This window comes from Tardiphaga robiniae (assembly GCF_001618955.1).
GTDB classification, from domain to species: domain Bacteria; phylum Pseudomonadota; class Alphaproteobacteria; order Rhizobiales; family Xanthobacteraceae; genus Tardiphaga; species Tardiphaga robiniae_A.
The window spans coordinates 267,188-283,776 of record NZ_LVYV01000053.1 but is presented as its reverse complement, the minus strand read 5'-3'; the positions used below and the strand labels follow the sequence as shown (position 1 = coordinate 283,776).

Here is a 16,589-nt window from a genome sequence, read left to right as displayed (position 1 = left end):
GATGCTATACGCATTTGCGCAAACCTCCCAGTTCTGGAGAACACCATGTCCCATCCCGCTCTGTCCGCAGGCTCTGTTGCCGTCGTTACTGGAGGTGCGTCAGGCATCGGCTTGGCCGCAGCGACGGCGTTTGCGCGCTTGGGAATGCGCATCTGCATCGTGGATCTTGGCGAGGATCGTCTGGCTGAGGCGGCTGGCAAGATCGCCGGTGTGGCGCGCGGCGGACGTGACGATGTGATGACGGCCGCTGTCGATGTCAGTGACGTCGCCGCGATGACCAGACTCGCGGCCGACGTGCAGGCCCGCTTCGGTGGCTGCGATGTGCTGGTGAACAATGCCGGCATTCAGGTGCCGACCTCGGCGCTCGGGCCGCGTGAGAATTGGGAGCGGCTGCTCGGGGTCAATCTGTGGGGCATCGTCAATGGCTGTCAGGCCTTCGCTGCGAACATGATCGCGCGCAAGCGTCCGGGCCTGATCATCAATACCGGCTCCAAACAGGGCATCACCACACCGCCCGGCAATCCCGCCTACAATGTCTCCAAGGCTGGCGTGAAAGCCTACACGGAAGCGCTGGCCCATGAGCTGCGCAATACCGAGGACTGTCAGATCTCCGCGCATCTGCTGATCCCGGGCTTCGTCTTCACGCCACTGGCAGCAGGCGGGCGCAGCGAGAAGCCGGATGCGGCGTGGACAGCCGAGCAGACGGTAGACTTCATGATGCAACGACTCGAAGCCGGCGACTTTTATATCCTGTGCCCGGACAACGACGTGCCGCGCGCGCTCGATGAACGCCGCATGTTGTGGGCGATCGGCGATGTCGTCGAGAACAGGCCGGCGCTGTCGCGCTGGCATCCCGATTATGCCGAGGCCTTCGCAGAATTCGTCAAACACAAATAGAAAATCGAATAGAACAACAAGGGAGAAACGCCGTGGACTACGTCAAATTCGGAAATACCGGTCTGGATGTTTCGCGTCTGTGTCTGGGTTGCATGACCTATGGCATCTCCGATCGCGGCGCACATGCGTGGACGCTGGACGAGGAGAAGAGTCGGCCGCTGATCAAGCAGGCTATCGAGCTCGGCATCAATTTCTTCGACACTGCGAATGTCTATTCGGATGGCACGTCGGAAGAAATCGTCGGCCGCGCGCTGAAGGATTTTACAAGGCGCGACGACGTGGTGCTGGCGACCAAGGTCTATAACCGCATGCGCAGGGGCCCGAACGGTATGGGCCTGTCGCGGAAGGCGATCATGACCGAGGTCGATCACAGCCTGCGCCGCCTCGGCACCGACTATATCGATCTCTATCAGATCCACCGTCTCGACAAGACCACGCCCATCGAGGAGACGCTGGAAGCGCTGCATGACGTCGTGAAAGCCGGAAAGGTCCGCTATATCGGCGCGTCCAGCATGTATGCGTGGCAGTTCTCCAAGGCGCTGTATACGTCGCGCCTGAATGGCTGGACTGAGTTCGTCAGCATGCAGAACCATGTCAATCTGCTGAACCGCGAGGAAGAGCGCGAGATGCTGCCGCTCTGCGTCGACCAGAAGATCGCCGTCATGCCGTGGAGCCCGCTGGCGCGCGGGCGCCTGACGCGGGCCTGGGACCAGACCAGCGAGCGTCAAAAGACCGATGAATTCGGCAAGACGCTCTATGTGCAGTCCGAGGAGTCCGATCGCACGATCGTCGAACAGGTCGCAGCCACCGCCAGAGCTCGTGGCGTGCCGCAGGCACAGGTGGCGATGGCCTGGCTGCTGCAGAAGAAGGGCATCACATCGCCGATCATCGGTGCGTCGAAGCCGGTGCATCTGACGGATGCGGTGGCCGCGCTGTCGCTCAAGCTGACAAGCGAAGAGATCGCGGCGCTCGAAGCGCCCTATGTGCCGCATGCGGTGGCGGGGTTCGGTTAGACCAGCGTATCGTCGTCGCCACTCACACGGGCTGTCATCGCCCGGCTTGACCGGGCGATCCAGTAAACGATGGCGCCGGTCGTGTACGCCGTCGTGTCCCTGTTGATGGCAGTGTGTACTGGGTCACCCGGTCAAGCCGGGTGACGACATTTGTGTGTGTCGAAGCTGCGTGGGCATCGCTCAGCTATACCGCTTCTCCTGACCATCGTCCGCATACCAATCGAACGGCTCGTCCGAGAGATTGACGATCACGTTCTGGATCTGGGTATATTCCTCATAGGCTATCAGCCCGTTCTCGCGACCGATGCCGCTCATCTTGAAGCCGCCCCAGGGCGAGCACGGATCGATGCGGTGGTGGTCGTTGATCCAGACGATGCCGCTCTCGAGCCGATGCGCGACGCGATGGGCGCGAGTGACATCGCGGGTCCAGATCGAGGTGGCCAGACCAAATTCGGTGCCGTTGGACAGGGCGATGGCTTCTTCTTCGGTGTCGAACGGGATCACAACGACGACTGGTCCGAAGATCTCTTCCTGCGCAATGCGCATGCTGCCGGTTACATTCGTGAAGATGGTCGGCTGGTGATAATAGCCGTTCTCGAACAGCTTGCCGTTCGGGCGCTTGCCGCCGGCGGCAAGTGTCGCGCCTTCTTCGAGGCCGATCTTGACGTAGCGTTCGGTCAGCTCGCGTTGCCTGGCCGAGACGAGCGGGCCCATCTGCGTCGCCATGTCCTGCGGATTGCCGATGCGGATCATGTTGGTGCGGCGGACCAATTCGGCCACGACTGCATCATGCACCGAACGCTGCACGAGAAGGCGCGCGCCCTGCACGCAGGTCTGGCCGGTGGCGATGAAGGAGGCGAACAGCGCCGCCGCAACGCCGCGCTCGATCGGCGTATCGTCGAACATGATCACGGCAGCCTTGCCGCCGAGCTCTGCCGCGACCTTGGTGAGGTTCGCGCCCGCGATGGACGCGACCATCTTGCCGGTCTCGGTGCCGCCGGTGAGGTCGATCTTCTTGATGCGCTTGCTGGAGGTCAGAGCCTTGCCGGCGGTCGCGCCATAACCGGGTACGACATTATAGACGCCGTCGGGCACGCCGGCTTCCTTGAAGATATCGCCGAGCAGCAGCGGCGTGATCGGCGCCAGTTCGCTGGGCTTCACCACCATGGTGTTACCCGCGGCCATCGATGGCGCGATCTTCTTGGTGAGGATCAGGAGTGGATGATTCCACGGCGTGACATGGCCGACCACGCCGAGCGGCACGCGGCGGGTATAGTTCAGGAATTTGCCGCCGAACGGCGGCACGGTGTCCTCATGGGTGCGGGCTACTGCGCCGAAATAGCGAAACCATTCCGGCAGGCGGCCGAGCTGCGCCGTCATTTCACGGCGGGCACGGCCGATCTGGTCGACTTCGATGGTAACCAGGTCCGGGAGCTCCTTGGCCAGCAATTCACCGGCCCGGTGCATGATGTCGCCGCGCACGGCGCCGGGCGTCGCCGCCCAGATCTTGCCGGCGCGCTCCGCGGCGTCGATGGCGAGGTCTATATCTGTCTCGTCACCCTCGGCGACATCGGCCAGATGGCTCCGGTCCTTCGGGTTCTCAATCCTGATGGTGCGGCCGGTGGAGGCTGGCTGGAAGCGACCATCGATGTAGAGCCCGAACGGGCGACCGTCGTTCATCATTGGGATGTCCTTGAATTCGCGTCGTGATCCGTCTGGCGGCGGTAACCGCCTTTGCGGCCCATGACTAATCAGAAACCGGTGATTTTGCGATCAACGGGCGGTTGCACCGGAGCGATTGCGGCGGGCGGTCCCGGCCGATCGCAGAAAGTCGCCTGTGGATTCTGTGAGTCCGGAAAGGCACCTTTAACCGGTAATCATGCACGGTCAGGATGAAGCCGATGACTCCGGTATCGTTTAATATTGATGCAACGCTTAGCCGATTATTGAGGGCAACCGAAAGCGTGGCAGGAGATTTTTTCAATGACCAAGCTGGACGCAGAAGTCGACGATCTCATTGCCGCCTGCCACGGCGACACTCGCGGTACCGTGGCAGCACTCATCCTCGTTAACCAGCAGCTCGAGACCGAGCTGGCCGAGTTGCGCGCGCAGATGGCCGCACGTCCGTTCGATGAGCACATGGTGCACGCCGTTCTGCACTGATTGGTGACTTGATGCAGCGCAAGTGCGCCACAAGATTCGCGGTGTATAAATTCAATCTCGGCTGGGATTCGGAACGCCCTTTTGGCGTAATCAGAATTCCGGGATGGAGGTTTGAATGCCTAGACAATTTGGACTGAAGGCGACATCGATGGCAGCGTCGACGCCCGCGACGGCGTGCAAAACGACGCTTGGCCTGATCGGATGGATGTTTGCGCCGAAGGACCGCGTGTCGCGTGGCGCCGCAGTGGTAAGGCGCTCATCGTCATACACGGCGCTGCCCTATGCGCCAGCAAGCTGGCGCGGCTCCCGTGGCCGACGATCGGTCTCGGTCAACTGAAATCCGTGCGACGTTACGCGCTAGCGCGTCGAGCCTTTGTTTGCACCATCTCAATCCCATACATCTCTATCTAGTTGAGGCCGGTGCGGCTCGATTCAGTTGTGGCGAAACGAGCGAGCCAGTTGGTCCTCGATCGGTTTGCGGAGATAGGCGAAGGCGGTGCGTGAGCCATTCTGGATATAGGCTTCGACCGGCATGCCGGGCACGAGTGCCTTGCCGTCGAGCTTGGTGAGTTCTCCCTCGGCGAGGGTGATGCGTGCAACATAATAGGACACTCCGGACTGCTGGTCTTTTGTGAGATCTGCCGCGATGCGTGTGAGCATCCCCGTGAGGTCTGGCGTGATCGCGGAATCGAAGGCGGTGAAACGCAGTTTCGCTGACTGACCCAGTCGGAGACGGTCAATCATCTGCGGATCGACCCGTGCCTCGACCACGAGGGAATCTCTCTCCGGAACGATCAGCATCAATTGTTCGCCTGCGGTAATGACGCCGCCCACCGTATGAATCGCTTTCTGATGAACCATTCCGTCCTGTGGCGCCCGCAACACGACGCGTGCGAGCTGGTCAACCGCTGCCACGCGACGCTCGGAGAGATCCGCGATCTTGATCTCCACCTCGCGCAGGTCGGTCGCGATCTCGCGTCGTTGATCCTGAACGACCTGAAGCGTTTGCAGTTCCGTCTCGGTGATGCGGCCTTTTGCGCGGGCCGTTTCGGCGATGAGCTGTCCTTCCTCGCCGATCAGTCGTGCGGCTTCGCGTTCGAGTGTGGTCAACCGAGTGTAGGGAATGAGGTTCTTCTCAAACAATTGACGGACGCCTTCGAGCTCGCGCTTGATCAGTCGGATCTGCTCGCGCTTGGATTCGATCTGGGCAGCGAGGCCGTGGATCTCCTCGCCAATCTGGCCAGTGCGTTCGCGCAGTTGCGACTGCTGGCCGCTGAGGGCTTCGCGTCGTCGGAGCAACAAGCTTGTCTCACCGGCGATAATATCGGCGATCGCAGGCGTTTCCGTTCGATCTGCAAGCTCGCCCGGGATGACGAAGGCGTCGCGACCTTCCTGTTCCGCGCGCAACCGCGCCCGGCGGGTCCAGAACTGGTTGAGCTGGTTTTCGATCAGCGCCAGGTTGGCGCGCGTCATGGTCTCGTCAAGCCGGACCAGAACGTCGCCGGCGCGCACGCGGTCCCCGTCGTTGACGAGAATTTCAGCGACCACCCCGCCGGTCGGATGCTGAATCCTGCGCACGTTGCTATCGACCACGATCTGTGCCGGGGCTATCACCGCGCTCGCGAGTGGCGCGGTTGCCGCCCAGACGCCAGCGGTGGAGATCGCCACGGCGAGTAGAGCCAGCCCCGCATATGCAGTTCGCCGGATATCGCGGAAGGGATCAGTGCGGCTTGAGTTGGACACTGCAGAATTTGACATCATGTTTCCTCAGCCTCTGCCGTCAGCAGTCATGCGGACTTCATGCACTGGCTGCGGCGCTACCTGGTTTGCGGGATGTTGCGAGGCAAGCGCCTTGCGCAGGATTTCGTCCTTCGGACCGAATGCCTGGACCTGGCCATTGGCCATTGTCATCACGAGATCGACCCCGGCAAGAGCCGCCGGGCGGTGCGCGACGATGATGGCGATTCCGCCGCGCCCACGTACGCCCTTGATTGCCTGAGTCAACGCAGCGTCGCCTTCGACGTCGAGATTGGCATTCGGTTCGTCGAGCACCACCATGAACGGGTCCCTATAGAGCGCACGTGCAAGCGCTACCCGTTGGCGCTGCCCACCCGAGAGGGCAGCGCCGGCTTCCCCGATCCGCATTTCGAAGCCCTTTGGCAGGTTGAGGATCATGTCATAGGCACCGGCGGCTTTCGCGGCGGCAATGACGGTCGGTCCATCCATCTCCGGATCGAAGCGGGCAATGTTCTCAGCCACCGTGCCGTCGAACAGTTCGACGTCTTGCGGCAAATAGCCCATCAAGCCGCCCCGAATTTCGGCGGGCCACTGGTCGAGGGTTGCGCCATCGAGGCGGATCTCGCCGCGCGCTGCAGGCCAGATCCCGACCAGCGCACGCGCCAATGTGGATTTTCCTGACGCCGACGGTCCGATGATTCCAACAGCCTGGCCGGCTTTAAGTTGGAACGTGGCATTCTGAACGATGGCCTTGGTACCACCCGGCGCGGCAATGAAAACCTGATCGACCGTGAGAATGTGCTGAGCACGTTCTGGCGCAATGGCAGAAGGGCTCTCGTCTTGAGACGACAGCGCATCGCGTAACCGCTGCCAGGCCTGACGGGCGCCGACGAAAGGACGCCAAACCGAGATCGCCAGTTCGACGGGAGCCAGCGCACGGCTGCCCATGATCGAGGAGGCAATCATGACACCACTGCTGGCCTGTCCTTCGATTACCAGCCAAGCGCCTAATCCGAGCAATGCCGATTGCAAGATGAACCGCAGGGTCTTCGACAGCGTGCCAAGTGCACCGGCAATATCGGAACCGTGCTGCTGAGCAGCGATCTGATCGGCATTGGCTGCGCCGATGCGTGAGATGACTCGTCGCTCCATGCCGAGGGCGGCGACGACCTCGGCATTGCGGCGGCCCCCCTCCAGCTGGATGTTGCGTATGGCGGCATTGCGGGATGCTTCTTGTGTGGGCTTCCGCGTCAGAATTTCCGTGAGAAGAGCAATGCCGAACAGAATGGTTGCGCCGCCGACCAGGGTCCATCCAAGATACGGATGCAGCAGGAAGCATCCGGCGAGATATAGCGGCATCCACGGCAGATCGAACAGGGTCGTCGGCCCGAGGCCGGACAGGAACCCGCGTACTGAATCCAGATCATGCGCGAGTTGAACACCGCCGCCGCGGCTGGACTTCAAAGGTGATCGCAGAATGGCGGAATTCACCGGCTCCCACAATGCGCCATCAAGTGCAGCTCCGATGCGTGTCAGGATACGCTGGCGCAGCCAGTCGAATACACCCTGCACAGCGTAGATCGCAATTACGATAACCGACAGCGATACGAGAGTAGGAATGCTGCGTGAGGGAATGACGCGGTCATAGACCTGCAGCATGTAAATGGATCCGGTCAGCATCAGGATGTTGACCACGGCGGAGAACAACCCGACAGACAGGAATGCGCTGCGACAAGAAGCGAGAGCAGCGCTTGGAAGGTCTCGGTGTCTCGATCCGGCTGCTTTGTCTGCCGAAAATGCTGCGGTCATATTTCACCTGGGCCAGTAAGCGACAGCGATGCGCGCCGATCGAGTTCGTTATCTGGCTTCAGCGTCAACTGCGTGACAGCGCGTGGACTGCGTGCGCGTGCAATGTTGCAGTCGCGCGATCGGCCACACGAATTGTGAGCGATGTTGCGCGGCAAGACATTGCAACAGCAAACACATTTGTTCTTGCGCGTTGCGTGCGTGAACTTCGGCCGTTGTTTGCCGTGTGATCGTTGGGGAGTCCGAATTCAGTGTCGCTCGATCATTTCCATCGTCCTTCGATGCAAGGTGCTACCAATCCGAGGTGTAGCAACGCGCAACGCTTTGCACTCCTGCGGGTGTGGCACGATGTCGCGATTTTCTGTGTCGCCTTTGTATAGTCGAGCAAAAAGAGCGGTCGGCGCGGGGCTTCACTGCGACGTAAGAAACCAGTCATGCGGCTGTTAAATCGACGTGGCTACATCCGGCGCATTAACTTTTCGTTAACCAACAGGCGGTCGGTCGCGCGTCTTCGCATTTGCGGAGCGAGCGATGTTCGACGCGTGCCTCAAAGATGGAAGCAGATTTCATGTCAACGACATATCACGCTCTTGCCGTTAGCGATCTCGTCCAGGATTGGTCCAATGCTGGCGCGATCAGCGCCGATGACAATTGGTCTTCCGTTCCATCGATCGTCGGCTATCTCGGTGACATCAACGCTGGTTCGCCAACTGGCACCGATCCGCGGACATTGACCGGCGCTGGGCTCGGCGCTGTCGATGTGATCGCCAATCAGACCGCCCCGAATTCTGTTACCAACGGTGGCGTTGCGGAATTCGCAATTGCCAATCCGACCATTGCGCTGAACGGCTCGGGTACTGCCGACGCGCCGAGCCTCGTGCTTTATCTCGATGCGAGTGGCCGCGATAATGTGCGACTGACTTTCAATGCGCGCGATCTCGACGGCAGCGTGGACGACGCGACCCAGCCGATTGCCGTGCAGTACCGGATCGGTTCCACCGGGTCCTGGACGAATGTGACGGGTGGCTACGCTGCCGACGTCACCACCGCGAATGCCGCAACTCAAGTGACGCCTTTCAATTTGCTGCTGCCGTCCGAAGTCAATGGTCACGCGGACTTGCAGGTCCGGATCCTCACCGCCAATGCCGGTGGCAATGACGAGTGGGTCGGGATCGACGATATCCGCGTCACGAGCAACGCCAGCACCCCGGTCGTAGGCCAGACCGTCGGCTTTTCTGCAGGCACGGTGTCGGTCTCGCATGACGAGGGCAATAGCGGCTCGACGGTCTATCAATTCACTGTTGAGCGCAGCGGTGGCACCGATGGCGATGTCTCATTCTCCGGAACGATTGCCTCTGCGCAGACCGACGCATCAGACTTCGTTGGAAGCGTGCCGAGCAGCTTTAGCGGCGTGATTCCGGCTGGGCAGGGATCGGCAACGGTGACCGTTATGGTCGCCGGTGACACCACCAGCGAGCCGAATGAAAATTTCACGCTGACGCTTCAGAGCGCTTCCAATTCCGCCGCCGTGGCGACCACGATCGGCACTGCACAAGCCACCGGCACCATCGTCAATGATGATGTTGCGATCACCAAGATCAGCGCCATCCAGGGCACGGGCGCCACCAGCGGAATGGTCGGCCAGACGGTCACTGTCGAAGCCATCGTCGTCGGCGATTTCCAGAACGGGGACGGCGACAACAGCCGCAATCTGAACGGCTTCTATGTTCAGGAAGAGGTAACTGACTCCGACGGTAATGTCCTGACCTCCGAAGCCATCTTCGTATTCGGCGGCAACGGTGATGTGGCCGTCGGCGACCGTGTCCGTGTCACCGGCTCGATCAGCGAGTATTTCGGTCTCACCGAACTCACCGCGACCAACATTTCCGTGGTTGAAGCGGGCGCGGTTGCCGACATCGGCACGATGGCGACCGTGATCGATCTCCCGGGCGCCGGCACCACGCTGAGCCAGGACGGCGACTATCAGCCGAACCTCGAAGCCTATGAGGGCATGCTGGTCACGCTGCCAGAGACGCTCGTCATCACCGAGCAATTCAACCTCGATCGCTTCAATGAAATCAAGCTGGTGGCAGGCGATCGCCCGGCCCAGTTCACGCAGGAAAATGCGCCGGACGCTGCAGCCTACCAGGTCTATCTTGCCGAACTCGGTTCGCGCACCATCACCTATGATGACGGCCTGAACGCCCAGAACGCGGCTATCAGCAATCTCGACGGCTTCGGCCCGACCTACAACACCGCCACCGCGCCGCGGATGGGCGATACGATCACCGGTCTGACCGGCGTGCTGGACTATCAATGGGCCGGAAACGCCGCCTCCGGCGCGACCTGGCGGGTCCGCTCGGTCGAGAACGGCACCAATACATTCGACGACGGCGCCGCGCCGCGGACTGCTGCTCCCGACGATGTCGGAGGTACGCTCCAGGTCGCAAGCTTCAACGTCCTGAATTTCTTCAAGACGCTGGACGATGGCGCCAGCACCGCCATCGGCCAGGAGCCGCGCGGCGCCAACGACTCCGTCGAATTCTCCCGTCAGACCGGCAAGCTCGTCGATACCATTCTTGCAATGAATGTCGACGTGCTGGCGCTGACCGAGCTTGAGAACGATTTTCTTCCCGGCTCGTCGGGCAATGCGATCGAATATCTGGTTGGCCAGCTCAATGCCGCTGCGGGTCCCGGCACCTATGCCTGGGTCAATCCCGGTCAGCAGTTTGTTGGTGGTGATGCCATCGCGGTCGGCTTCATCTACAAGACCGCGGATGTGAAAATCGCGGACGGGACGACGGTCGCGATCCTCAACGATGCCGATCTGCCTGGACTCGGGCTTTCTGGCCTACTGAGCCAGAGCACCATCGGGCACATCTTCGACGGCGCGAATACCAGCCGCAATGCGCTCGCGGTGACGTTCGAGCAGATCGCCACTGGAGAAACTTTCACCGCAATCGCCAACCACCTCAAATCCAAGAGCGGCACCGGCACCGGCCTCGACGCTGACCAAAGTGACGGCCAGGGCAACTGGCAGAACCAGCGCGAACTCGCGGCGACTGCACTCACCGCTTGGGCCAATAGCGACCCGACCGGTTCCGGCGACAGCGACGTGCTGATGCTCGGCGATTTCAACAGCTACGCCAAGGAGCAGGCAACGGGCATCATCGAGAACGCAGGCTATGAGAACCTGCATGGCCGGGAGAACGACGCCTATTCCTACGTCTTCGACGGTCAGACCGGCACCCTCGATTACGCGTTCGCGAATGACAGCCTGTCGTCGCAGGTTACTGGCGTCACTACTTGGCACATCAATGCCGATGAGGCCGATGCCCTCGACTACAACACGGACTTTTCGCGCGATCCGGCGATCTTCGATGCCGATACGAATGTCCGCGTTTCCGACCACGATCCGGTCATCGTTGGCCTCGATCTGAACCAGAACCAGACGCCGTCGACCTACAGGCTGCAGATCCTGCATGCGTCGGATTTCGAGGCCGGTCTCGATGCGGTCGATCGCGCGGGCAATTTCGCCGCCATCGTCGATTACCTCGAAGAAACACAGGCGAATTCGATCACGCTGTCGTCGGGCGACAACTTCATCCCCAGCCCGTTCTTCAGCGCCGGCAGCGACGCCTCGTTGAAGGAAGTGTATGAGACCGCGCTCGAGACCTATTACGGTCTTGCCAGCGGCACGCTGAACATCACGCCGGGCTTCGGTAGTGCCGACATCTCGATGCTGAACATCATCGGCGTGCAGGCCTCGGCGATCGGAAATCACGAATTCGACGCAGGCACAAACCCGCTCGCAGCGATCATTCGGCAAACCGCCGGCTTCCCGGGCGCACAGTTCCCCCTTCTATCTGCCAATCTGGATTTCTCAGGCGATCCCAATCTTGCCGGCCTCTACACCAACCTCATCCAGAACGCTGACAACTATTCCGGCTTCCCGCCGGCTGCCGGCATAGGCAAGAAGATCGCGCCTGCGACCATCATCGAGGAGGGCGGCGAAAAGATCGGCGTGGTGGGCGCCACCACTCAGATCGTCGAAAGCATTTCTTCGACCGGCGGCGTCGAGGTGATCGGCGACGATGTTGACGACATGGCCGCACTTGCTGCGATCCTGCAGCCAACTATCGACAGCCTGATCGCCCAGGGTATCAACAAGATCATCCTGGTCAGCCATCTCCAGCAGATCGCGTTCGAGCAGGCGCTTGCACCGTTGCTGCACGGCGTCGACATCATCATCTCGGGCGGATCGAACACGCTGCTTGCCGATGCGCAGGATACGCTGCGTCCCGGCGACACCGCCGATGGCACTTACCCGATCGTGACCCATAATGCCGACGGCAATACCACGCTGATCGTCAATACTGACGGCGAATACTCCTATGTCGGCCGGCTGGTGGTCGATTTCGACGCCAATGGCAACGTTACCGCGGGAAGTGTCGATCCGAATGTCAGCGGTGCTTATGCGACCACTGACGAAGAGGTCGCCGATCTTTATGACGACGTCATCGACGTCGACGGTGACGGCGATATCGATGCGGCGGATGCCAATCCGTTTGCGGAAGGCAGCAAGGGCGATCTCGTCAACGACATCGCCCAGGGGGTCGGCAATGTGATCGACGCTCAGGACGGCAATCTGTTCGGCAGTACCAATGTCTATCTGGAAGGCCGTCGCGGCGAGGTCCGCACCGAGGAGACCAATCTGGGCGACCTCACGGCCGACGCCAATCTCTGGTACGCCCAGAAGGCCGATGCGACGGTGATGGTCTCGATCAAGAATGGCGGCGGTGTCCGCGATTCGATCGGCAGCGTCTCCGCAGTGGGCGGCGTCGCTCAGGAAAACCCGCCATCGGCCAATCCCGGTGTCGGCAAGGAAGAGGGCGACATCTCGCAGCTCGATATCGCCAACTCGCTGCGCTTCAACAATGCCCTGTCCATGGTTACCGTGACGGCAACACAGTTGCTGACGGTACTGGAGCATGCGGTGGCCGCGACTGCGAATGGCGCCACCCCCGGTCAGTTCGCTCAGGTTGGCGGTATCGCTTACTCCTTCGACAAGGACAGCCCGGCCGGCAACCGCATTCAGTCAGCTGCGCTGATCGACGAGAACGGCAATCCCGTCCTTGTTCTGGTCGAGAACGGTGAACTCGTCGTCAACGCCGACATGGCGATCCGGGTCGTGACGCTGAGCTTCCTGCTCACGGGCGGCGACGGCTATCCGTTCGCGAGCTTCATTGCGGCCAATCCGGGCTTTGCCAATGTTGTGAACCTGTCTCCGAGTCTCGTGCCCGATGCTGGTCAGGTGGCCAACTTCGCGGCTGAAGGCACCGAACAGGACGCATTCGCCGAATATCTCGCGGCGCACTATTCCGAAACGGCCTACGATGTCCTCGACACCGACCGCGCGCATGACACACGAATCCAGAACCTCGACTATCGGTCGGATACGGTGCTCTCCGTGCAGCCGATCGTGCTGGTCGGCGACGACGATGACAACATCCTCACCGGCGCACTCGGCAACGATACGATCTCCGGCGGCGAGGGCGATGACACGCTGACAGGTCTTGGCGGTGATGATAACCTCGACGGCGGCGAAGGCGACGATACGCTGCTCGGCGGTGCGGGGAATGATACGCTCGCCGGTGGCGAGGGTGACGACGCCCTCAGCGGCGATGCTGGCAACGACGTTCTCGCGGGCGGCGAAGGAGACGACACGCTTTCCGGCGGCAACGGCGACGACACCCTCGACGGCGGCGAAGGCTATGACACGCTGGAAGGCGATGGCGGCAACGATCGGCTGGTCGCCGGCGAGGGCGACATCGCGTATGGCGGCGAAGGCGACGACGTCATCGAGGTCTCGACCGACGACTATGCGCCGGCATTGATCGACGGCGGTAACGGCAATGACACCCTGAAACTGGTGGGCTCCGCGACCGGCGGCATCGACACCAGCAACATCGTCGTCAACGTCGAAAATCTGGTGGTGAGCGAAGGTACCTGGTCGGTTGCTGCCAGCGACTACTCTTCGGTTACCGTCAAGGGCGCCGCTACGCTCACCAGCAATGTAGTTGTCGATAACAGCGATCTGCTTTCCGTTGAGGCTGGCGGCAGGCTGATCGCCGGCACCGCCATCACCTGGTCGGGCGGTGGCGCCGCTGTGGTCAATAATGCCGGACTAATCGAAGGGTCGAGCCGCGTGCTCAACACCACGATCGGTGCGACGGGCTCGCTGGTCTTCAACAACGAAACAGGCGGCACTGTCCGCGGAGCGCTGAGCCCGCAACAGGCGGGACACGCCGATGCGACCCTCACGATCAACAATGCCGGCGTGATGGAAGCGGGCGGTCGCGTCCTGGACTTCCGCAGCTTCGATGGAGCTGACGCCTCTGCGGTGATCAACAACCTTGCCGGCGGCATCATCCGCCAGTACGGCAGCGACACCGATGTGATCCGCCCCGGCAATGACGGGGTTGTCAACAACTGGGGCACGATCACGACCGATCCGGGCTTCGTCGGTGGAGGTGACCTGATCGACTTCCAGAGCGATACCGGCGGCAAGGTCAACAACTATGCCGGCGGCTGGATGGAGGGCTCGCGCCATGTCGTGACCGGCGACAATGCCGTGACCGTTGTCAACGCAGGCACGATGATCGGTCGCAACGGCTCGGCGGTGAACATCGACAATGGCGGTTCTGAAGCCGAGAAGGTCTTCATCACCAATCACGGCACGATGGAAGGCCGCTCGGCAGAACTCGCCGACTCCGATGGCGACGCCATTGATGTCGACGGTCTGGTCCAGGTCCTCAACTATGGTCGCATCGCCGGCCTCGGTGCAGAGGGCTATCACGATGGCGAACCGAATGTCTCCGAAGGCATCGCCATTGGCGGTGGCACCGTGGTCAACAGCGCCACTGGCGAGATCTATGGTTACGGTCGTGCCATCCAGGTGGACAATTCCGGCAACGGCAATGCGCTGGGTGTGTCCACGATCGTGAATGATGGCCTGATCCAGGGCGATGGTCACGGTCCGGAAGGCGTGTCGGCAGGAGACGCCGCCCGCTTTGACTTGCGCGGCAATGAGGCGATCAACCTGGTTGGCGACTATGAGGACTTTGTCGGCAACAACAGCACCGGTCGAATCATCGGTGGCGTCTCGATGGGCGGAGCCAGGGATACCCTGAACAACTCCGGCTCGATCATCGCGACGGGTGGATCGGCGATCGACATGGGCGCCGGCAACGATCAGGTGAACCTCTATGTCGGCGCCACGGTGTCCGGCAAGATCCTGCTCGGCGCCGGTGATGACGTGGCGCTCTCGACCTCGGCCGGTGGCTTCGTGATCGATGGTGGTGACGGCAGCGACACGATGGCCATGGACTATGCATATGGCGGCAACGACATCCTCAGCGGCGGAAACGGCAATGACTACATCTATGCCGGTGCCGGCGATGACCAGATCGATGGCGGTGCGGACGACGACACGCTGTACGGCAATGACGGCAATGACCTGATCAAGGGCGGCGCCGGCAATGACGACATCGTCGGCGGCATTGGAGCTGACACCATTCATGGTGATGGAGGCAATGACAGCATCGATGGCGGTGAGGGGCTCGATACCGCCCACTACACGGGAACGTTCAACAACCACGGCTACGCGTTGAACGCGGATGGCTCCATCAAGGTGACCGATCTGCGCAATGGCATGCCGGACGGCATCGACACGCTGCGCAACGTCGAGCGGCTCAGCTTTGCCGATGGGGTCTGGGCCGTGGTGGCGGGTACCGACGGCGACGACGCGATCACCGGTTCTGCCGGCAATGATCTGGTGTTCGGCGGCAGCGGAAACGACACGTTCGTCGGCACCGGAGGTCTCGATACCTATGACGGTGGCGACGGCACCGACACGATCGACTACAGCCAGATCACGTTTAAGGTAACGGTCGATCTCGCCTCCGGCTTGGCCTACTACCCCGGCTATCTCGCAGGCGCCGATCATTTCAGCAATATCGAAAATGCGGTCGGTACCGGCTACGACGATCTCCTGATCGGAACCAGCGGTGCCAACACGCTGATCGGGGGCGCCGGCAACGACGTTCTGAACGGCGGCGATGGCGACGACATCCTGCGCGGCGGTGCCGGTAACGACACCATCGACGGCGGAGCAGGTTACGATGTGCTCGACCTGTCGGATGCGACCGGAGCGCTGACCGTCAACTACGCCGCTGGAACGGTGACCGGTGCCGGGATCGGGACCGATCACTTCACCAATATCGAGACGATCCTGTTCGGCGCCGGGAATGATCAGATCACCGGCGGCAATGGCGACGACACCTTCGATGGCGGTGCCGGCAACGACACCATCAATGGCGGTGCGGGTGACGATGCGCTCAGCGGCGGCGTTGGTGATGACGCGATCGACGGCGGTTCCGGCGACGACGTGGTGTCCGGCGGCATCGGCAACGATACGCTGAAGGCTGGGTCCGGCGATGACAGTGTCGATGGCGGCGATGGCAACGACATCATCGATGCCGGCTCGGGCGACGACATCATCGTGGCCGGTGCGGGTGCGGACAAGGTCAACGCCGGTTCGGGCAACGACATCATCAACGGCGGTATCGGCGACGATGCTCTGACCGGCGGCTCCGGCTCCGATGTGTTCGTGTTCGCCGCCGGGTTCGGAAAGGATATGATCACCGACTTCGTCGCGAGCGGGGCTTCCAAGGACTTCATCCAGTTCTCCAGCGATCTGTTCTCCGACTATGCCGATGTGATGTCTCACACCGCCCAGGTCGGCAGCAGCATCGTGGTGACGCTGGATGAAAACCACGCAGTTACGCTCGCCAACACCAGCTTGGCGTCGCTTACCGCTGACGACTTCCGCTTCGTCTAGCGGCGGACATGGCACACGGGGCGTTACTGACGCCCCGTGTGCACCTTACGTTTTTGCCTTGATGAATTGCG

The 16,589-nt window shown here is 61.5% G+C and carries 8 protein-coding genes; 5 read left to right on the top strand and 3 right to left on the bottom strand.

What is annotated here, in order from left to right; translation table 11 throughout:
* The first annotated feature begins 45 nt into the window (after positions 1–45).
* Both A4A58_RS25300 and A4A58_RS25295 read left to right on the top strand, forming a co-directional pair.
* Positions 46–897 (top strand): SDR family NAD(P)-dependent oxidoreductase, encoded by an 852-nt coding sequence (locus tag A4A58_RS25300; RefSeq protein ID WP_068737363.1) that lies wholly within the window; start codon positions 46–48, stop codon positions 895–897.
* A gap of 32 nt (positions 898–929) precedes the next feature.
* On the top strand, positions 930–1,910 hold the full coding sequence (locus A4A58_RS25295; RefSeq protein WP_068737361.1) for an aldo/keto reductase: 981 nt from the start codon (positions 930–932) through the stop codon (positions 1,908–1,910).
* A gap of 180 nt (positions 1,911–2,090) precedes the next feature.
* Here the strand turns inward: A4A58_RS25295 and A4A58_RS25290 are convergent, their stop codons facing one another.
* Positions 2,091–3,590, bottom strand: a complete 1,500-nt coding sequence (locus A4A58_RS25290) for an aldehyde dehydrogenase (protein WP_158005744.1) — start codon at positions 3,588–3,590, stop codon at positions 2,091–2,093.
* A gap of 303 nt (positions 3,591–3,893) precedes the next feature.
* On the opposite strand from A4A58_RS25290, the gene A4A58_RS25285 reads away from it, so the two are divergent.
* The gene (locus A4A58_RS25285) at positions 3,894–4,073 is read left to right on the top strand and encodes a hypothetical protein (RefSeq protein WP_068737357.1); all 180 of its coding nucleotides are present in this window, start codon (positions 3,894–3,896) and stop codon (positions 4,071–4,073) included.
* 115 nt (positions 4,074–4,188) lie between these two features.
* Positions 4,189–4,410 (top strand): hypothetical protein, encoded by a 222-nt coding sequence (locus tag A4A58_RS25280; protein ID WP_139069945.1) that lies wholly within the window; start codon positions 4,189–4,191, stop codon positions 4,408–4,410.
* Positions 4,411–4,505: 95 nt separating this feature from the next.
* Here A4A58_RS25280 and A4A58_RS25275 read toward each other — a convergent pair whose 3' ends face one another.
* On the bottom strand, positions 4,506–5,831 hold the full coding sequence (locus A4A58_RS25275; protein ID WP_068737498.1) for an HlyD family type I secretion periplasmic adaptor subunit: 1,326 nt from the start codon (positions 5,829–5,831) through the stop codon (positions 4,506–4,508).
* A 9-nt stretch (positions 5,832–5,840) separates the two neighbouring features.
* Positions 5,841–7,619, bottom strand: coding sequence for a type I secretion system permease/ATPase (locus tag A4A58_RS25270; protein WP_068737353.1), 1,779 nt, complete (start codon positions 7,617–7,619; stop codon positions 5,841–5,843).
* Positions 7,620–8,184: 565 nt separating this feature from the next.
* On the opposite strand from A4A58_RS25270, the gene A4A58_RS25265 reads away from it, so the two are divergent.
* Positions 8,185–16,518 carry an ExeM/NucH family extracellular endonuclease gene (locus A4A58_RS25265; protein WP_068737496.1) on the top strand — a complete coding sequence of 2,778 codons (8,334 nt, stop codon included), beginning with the start codon at positions 8,185–8,187 and terminating at the stop codon, positions 16,516–16,518.
* Positions 16,519–16,589 lie beyond the last annotated feature (71 nt).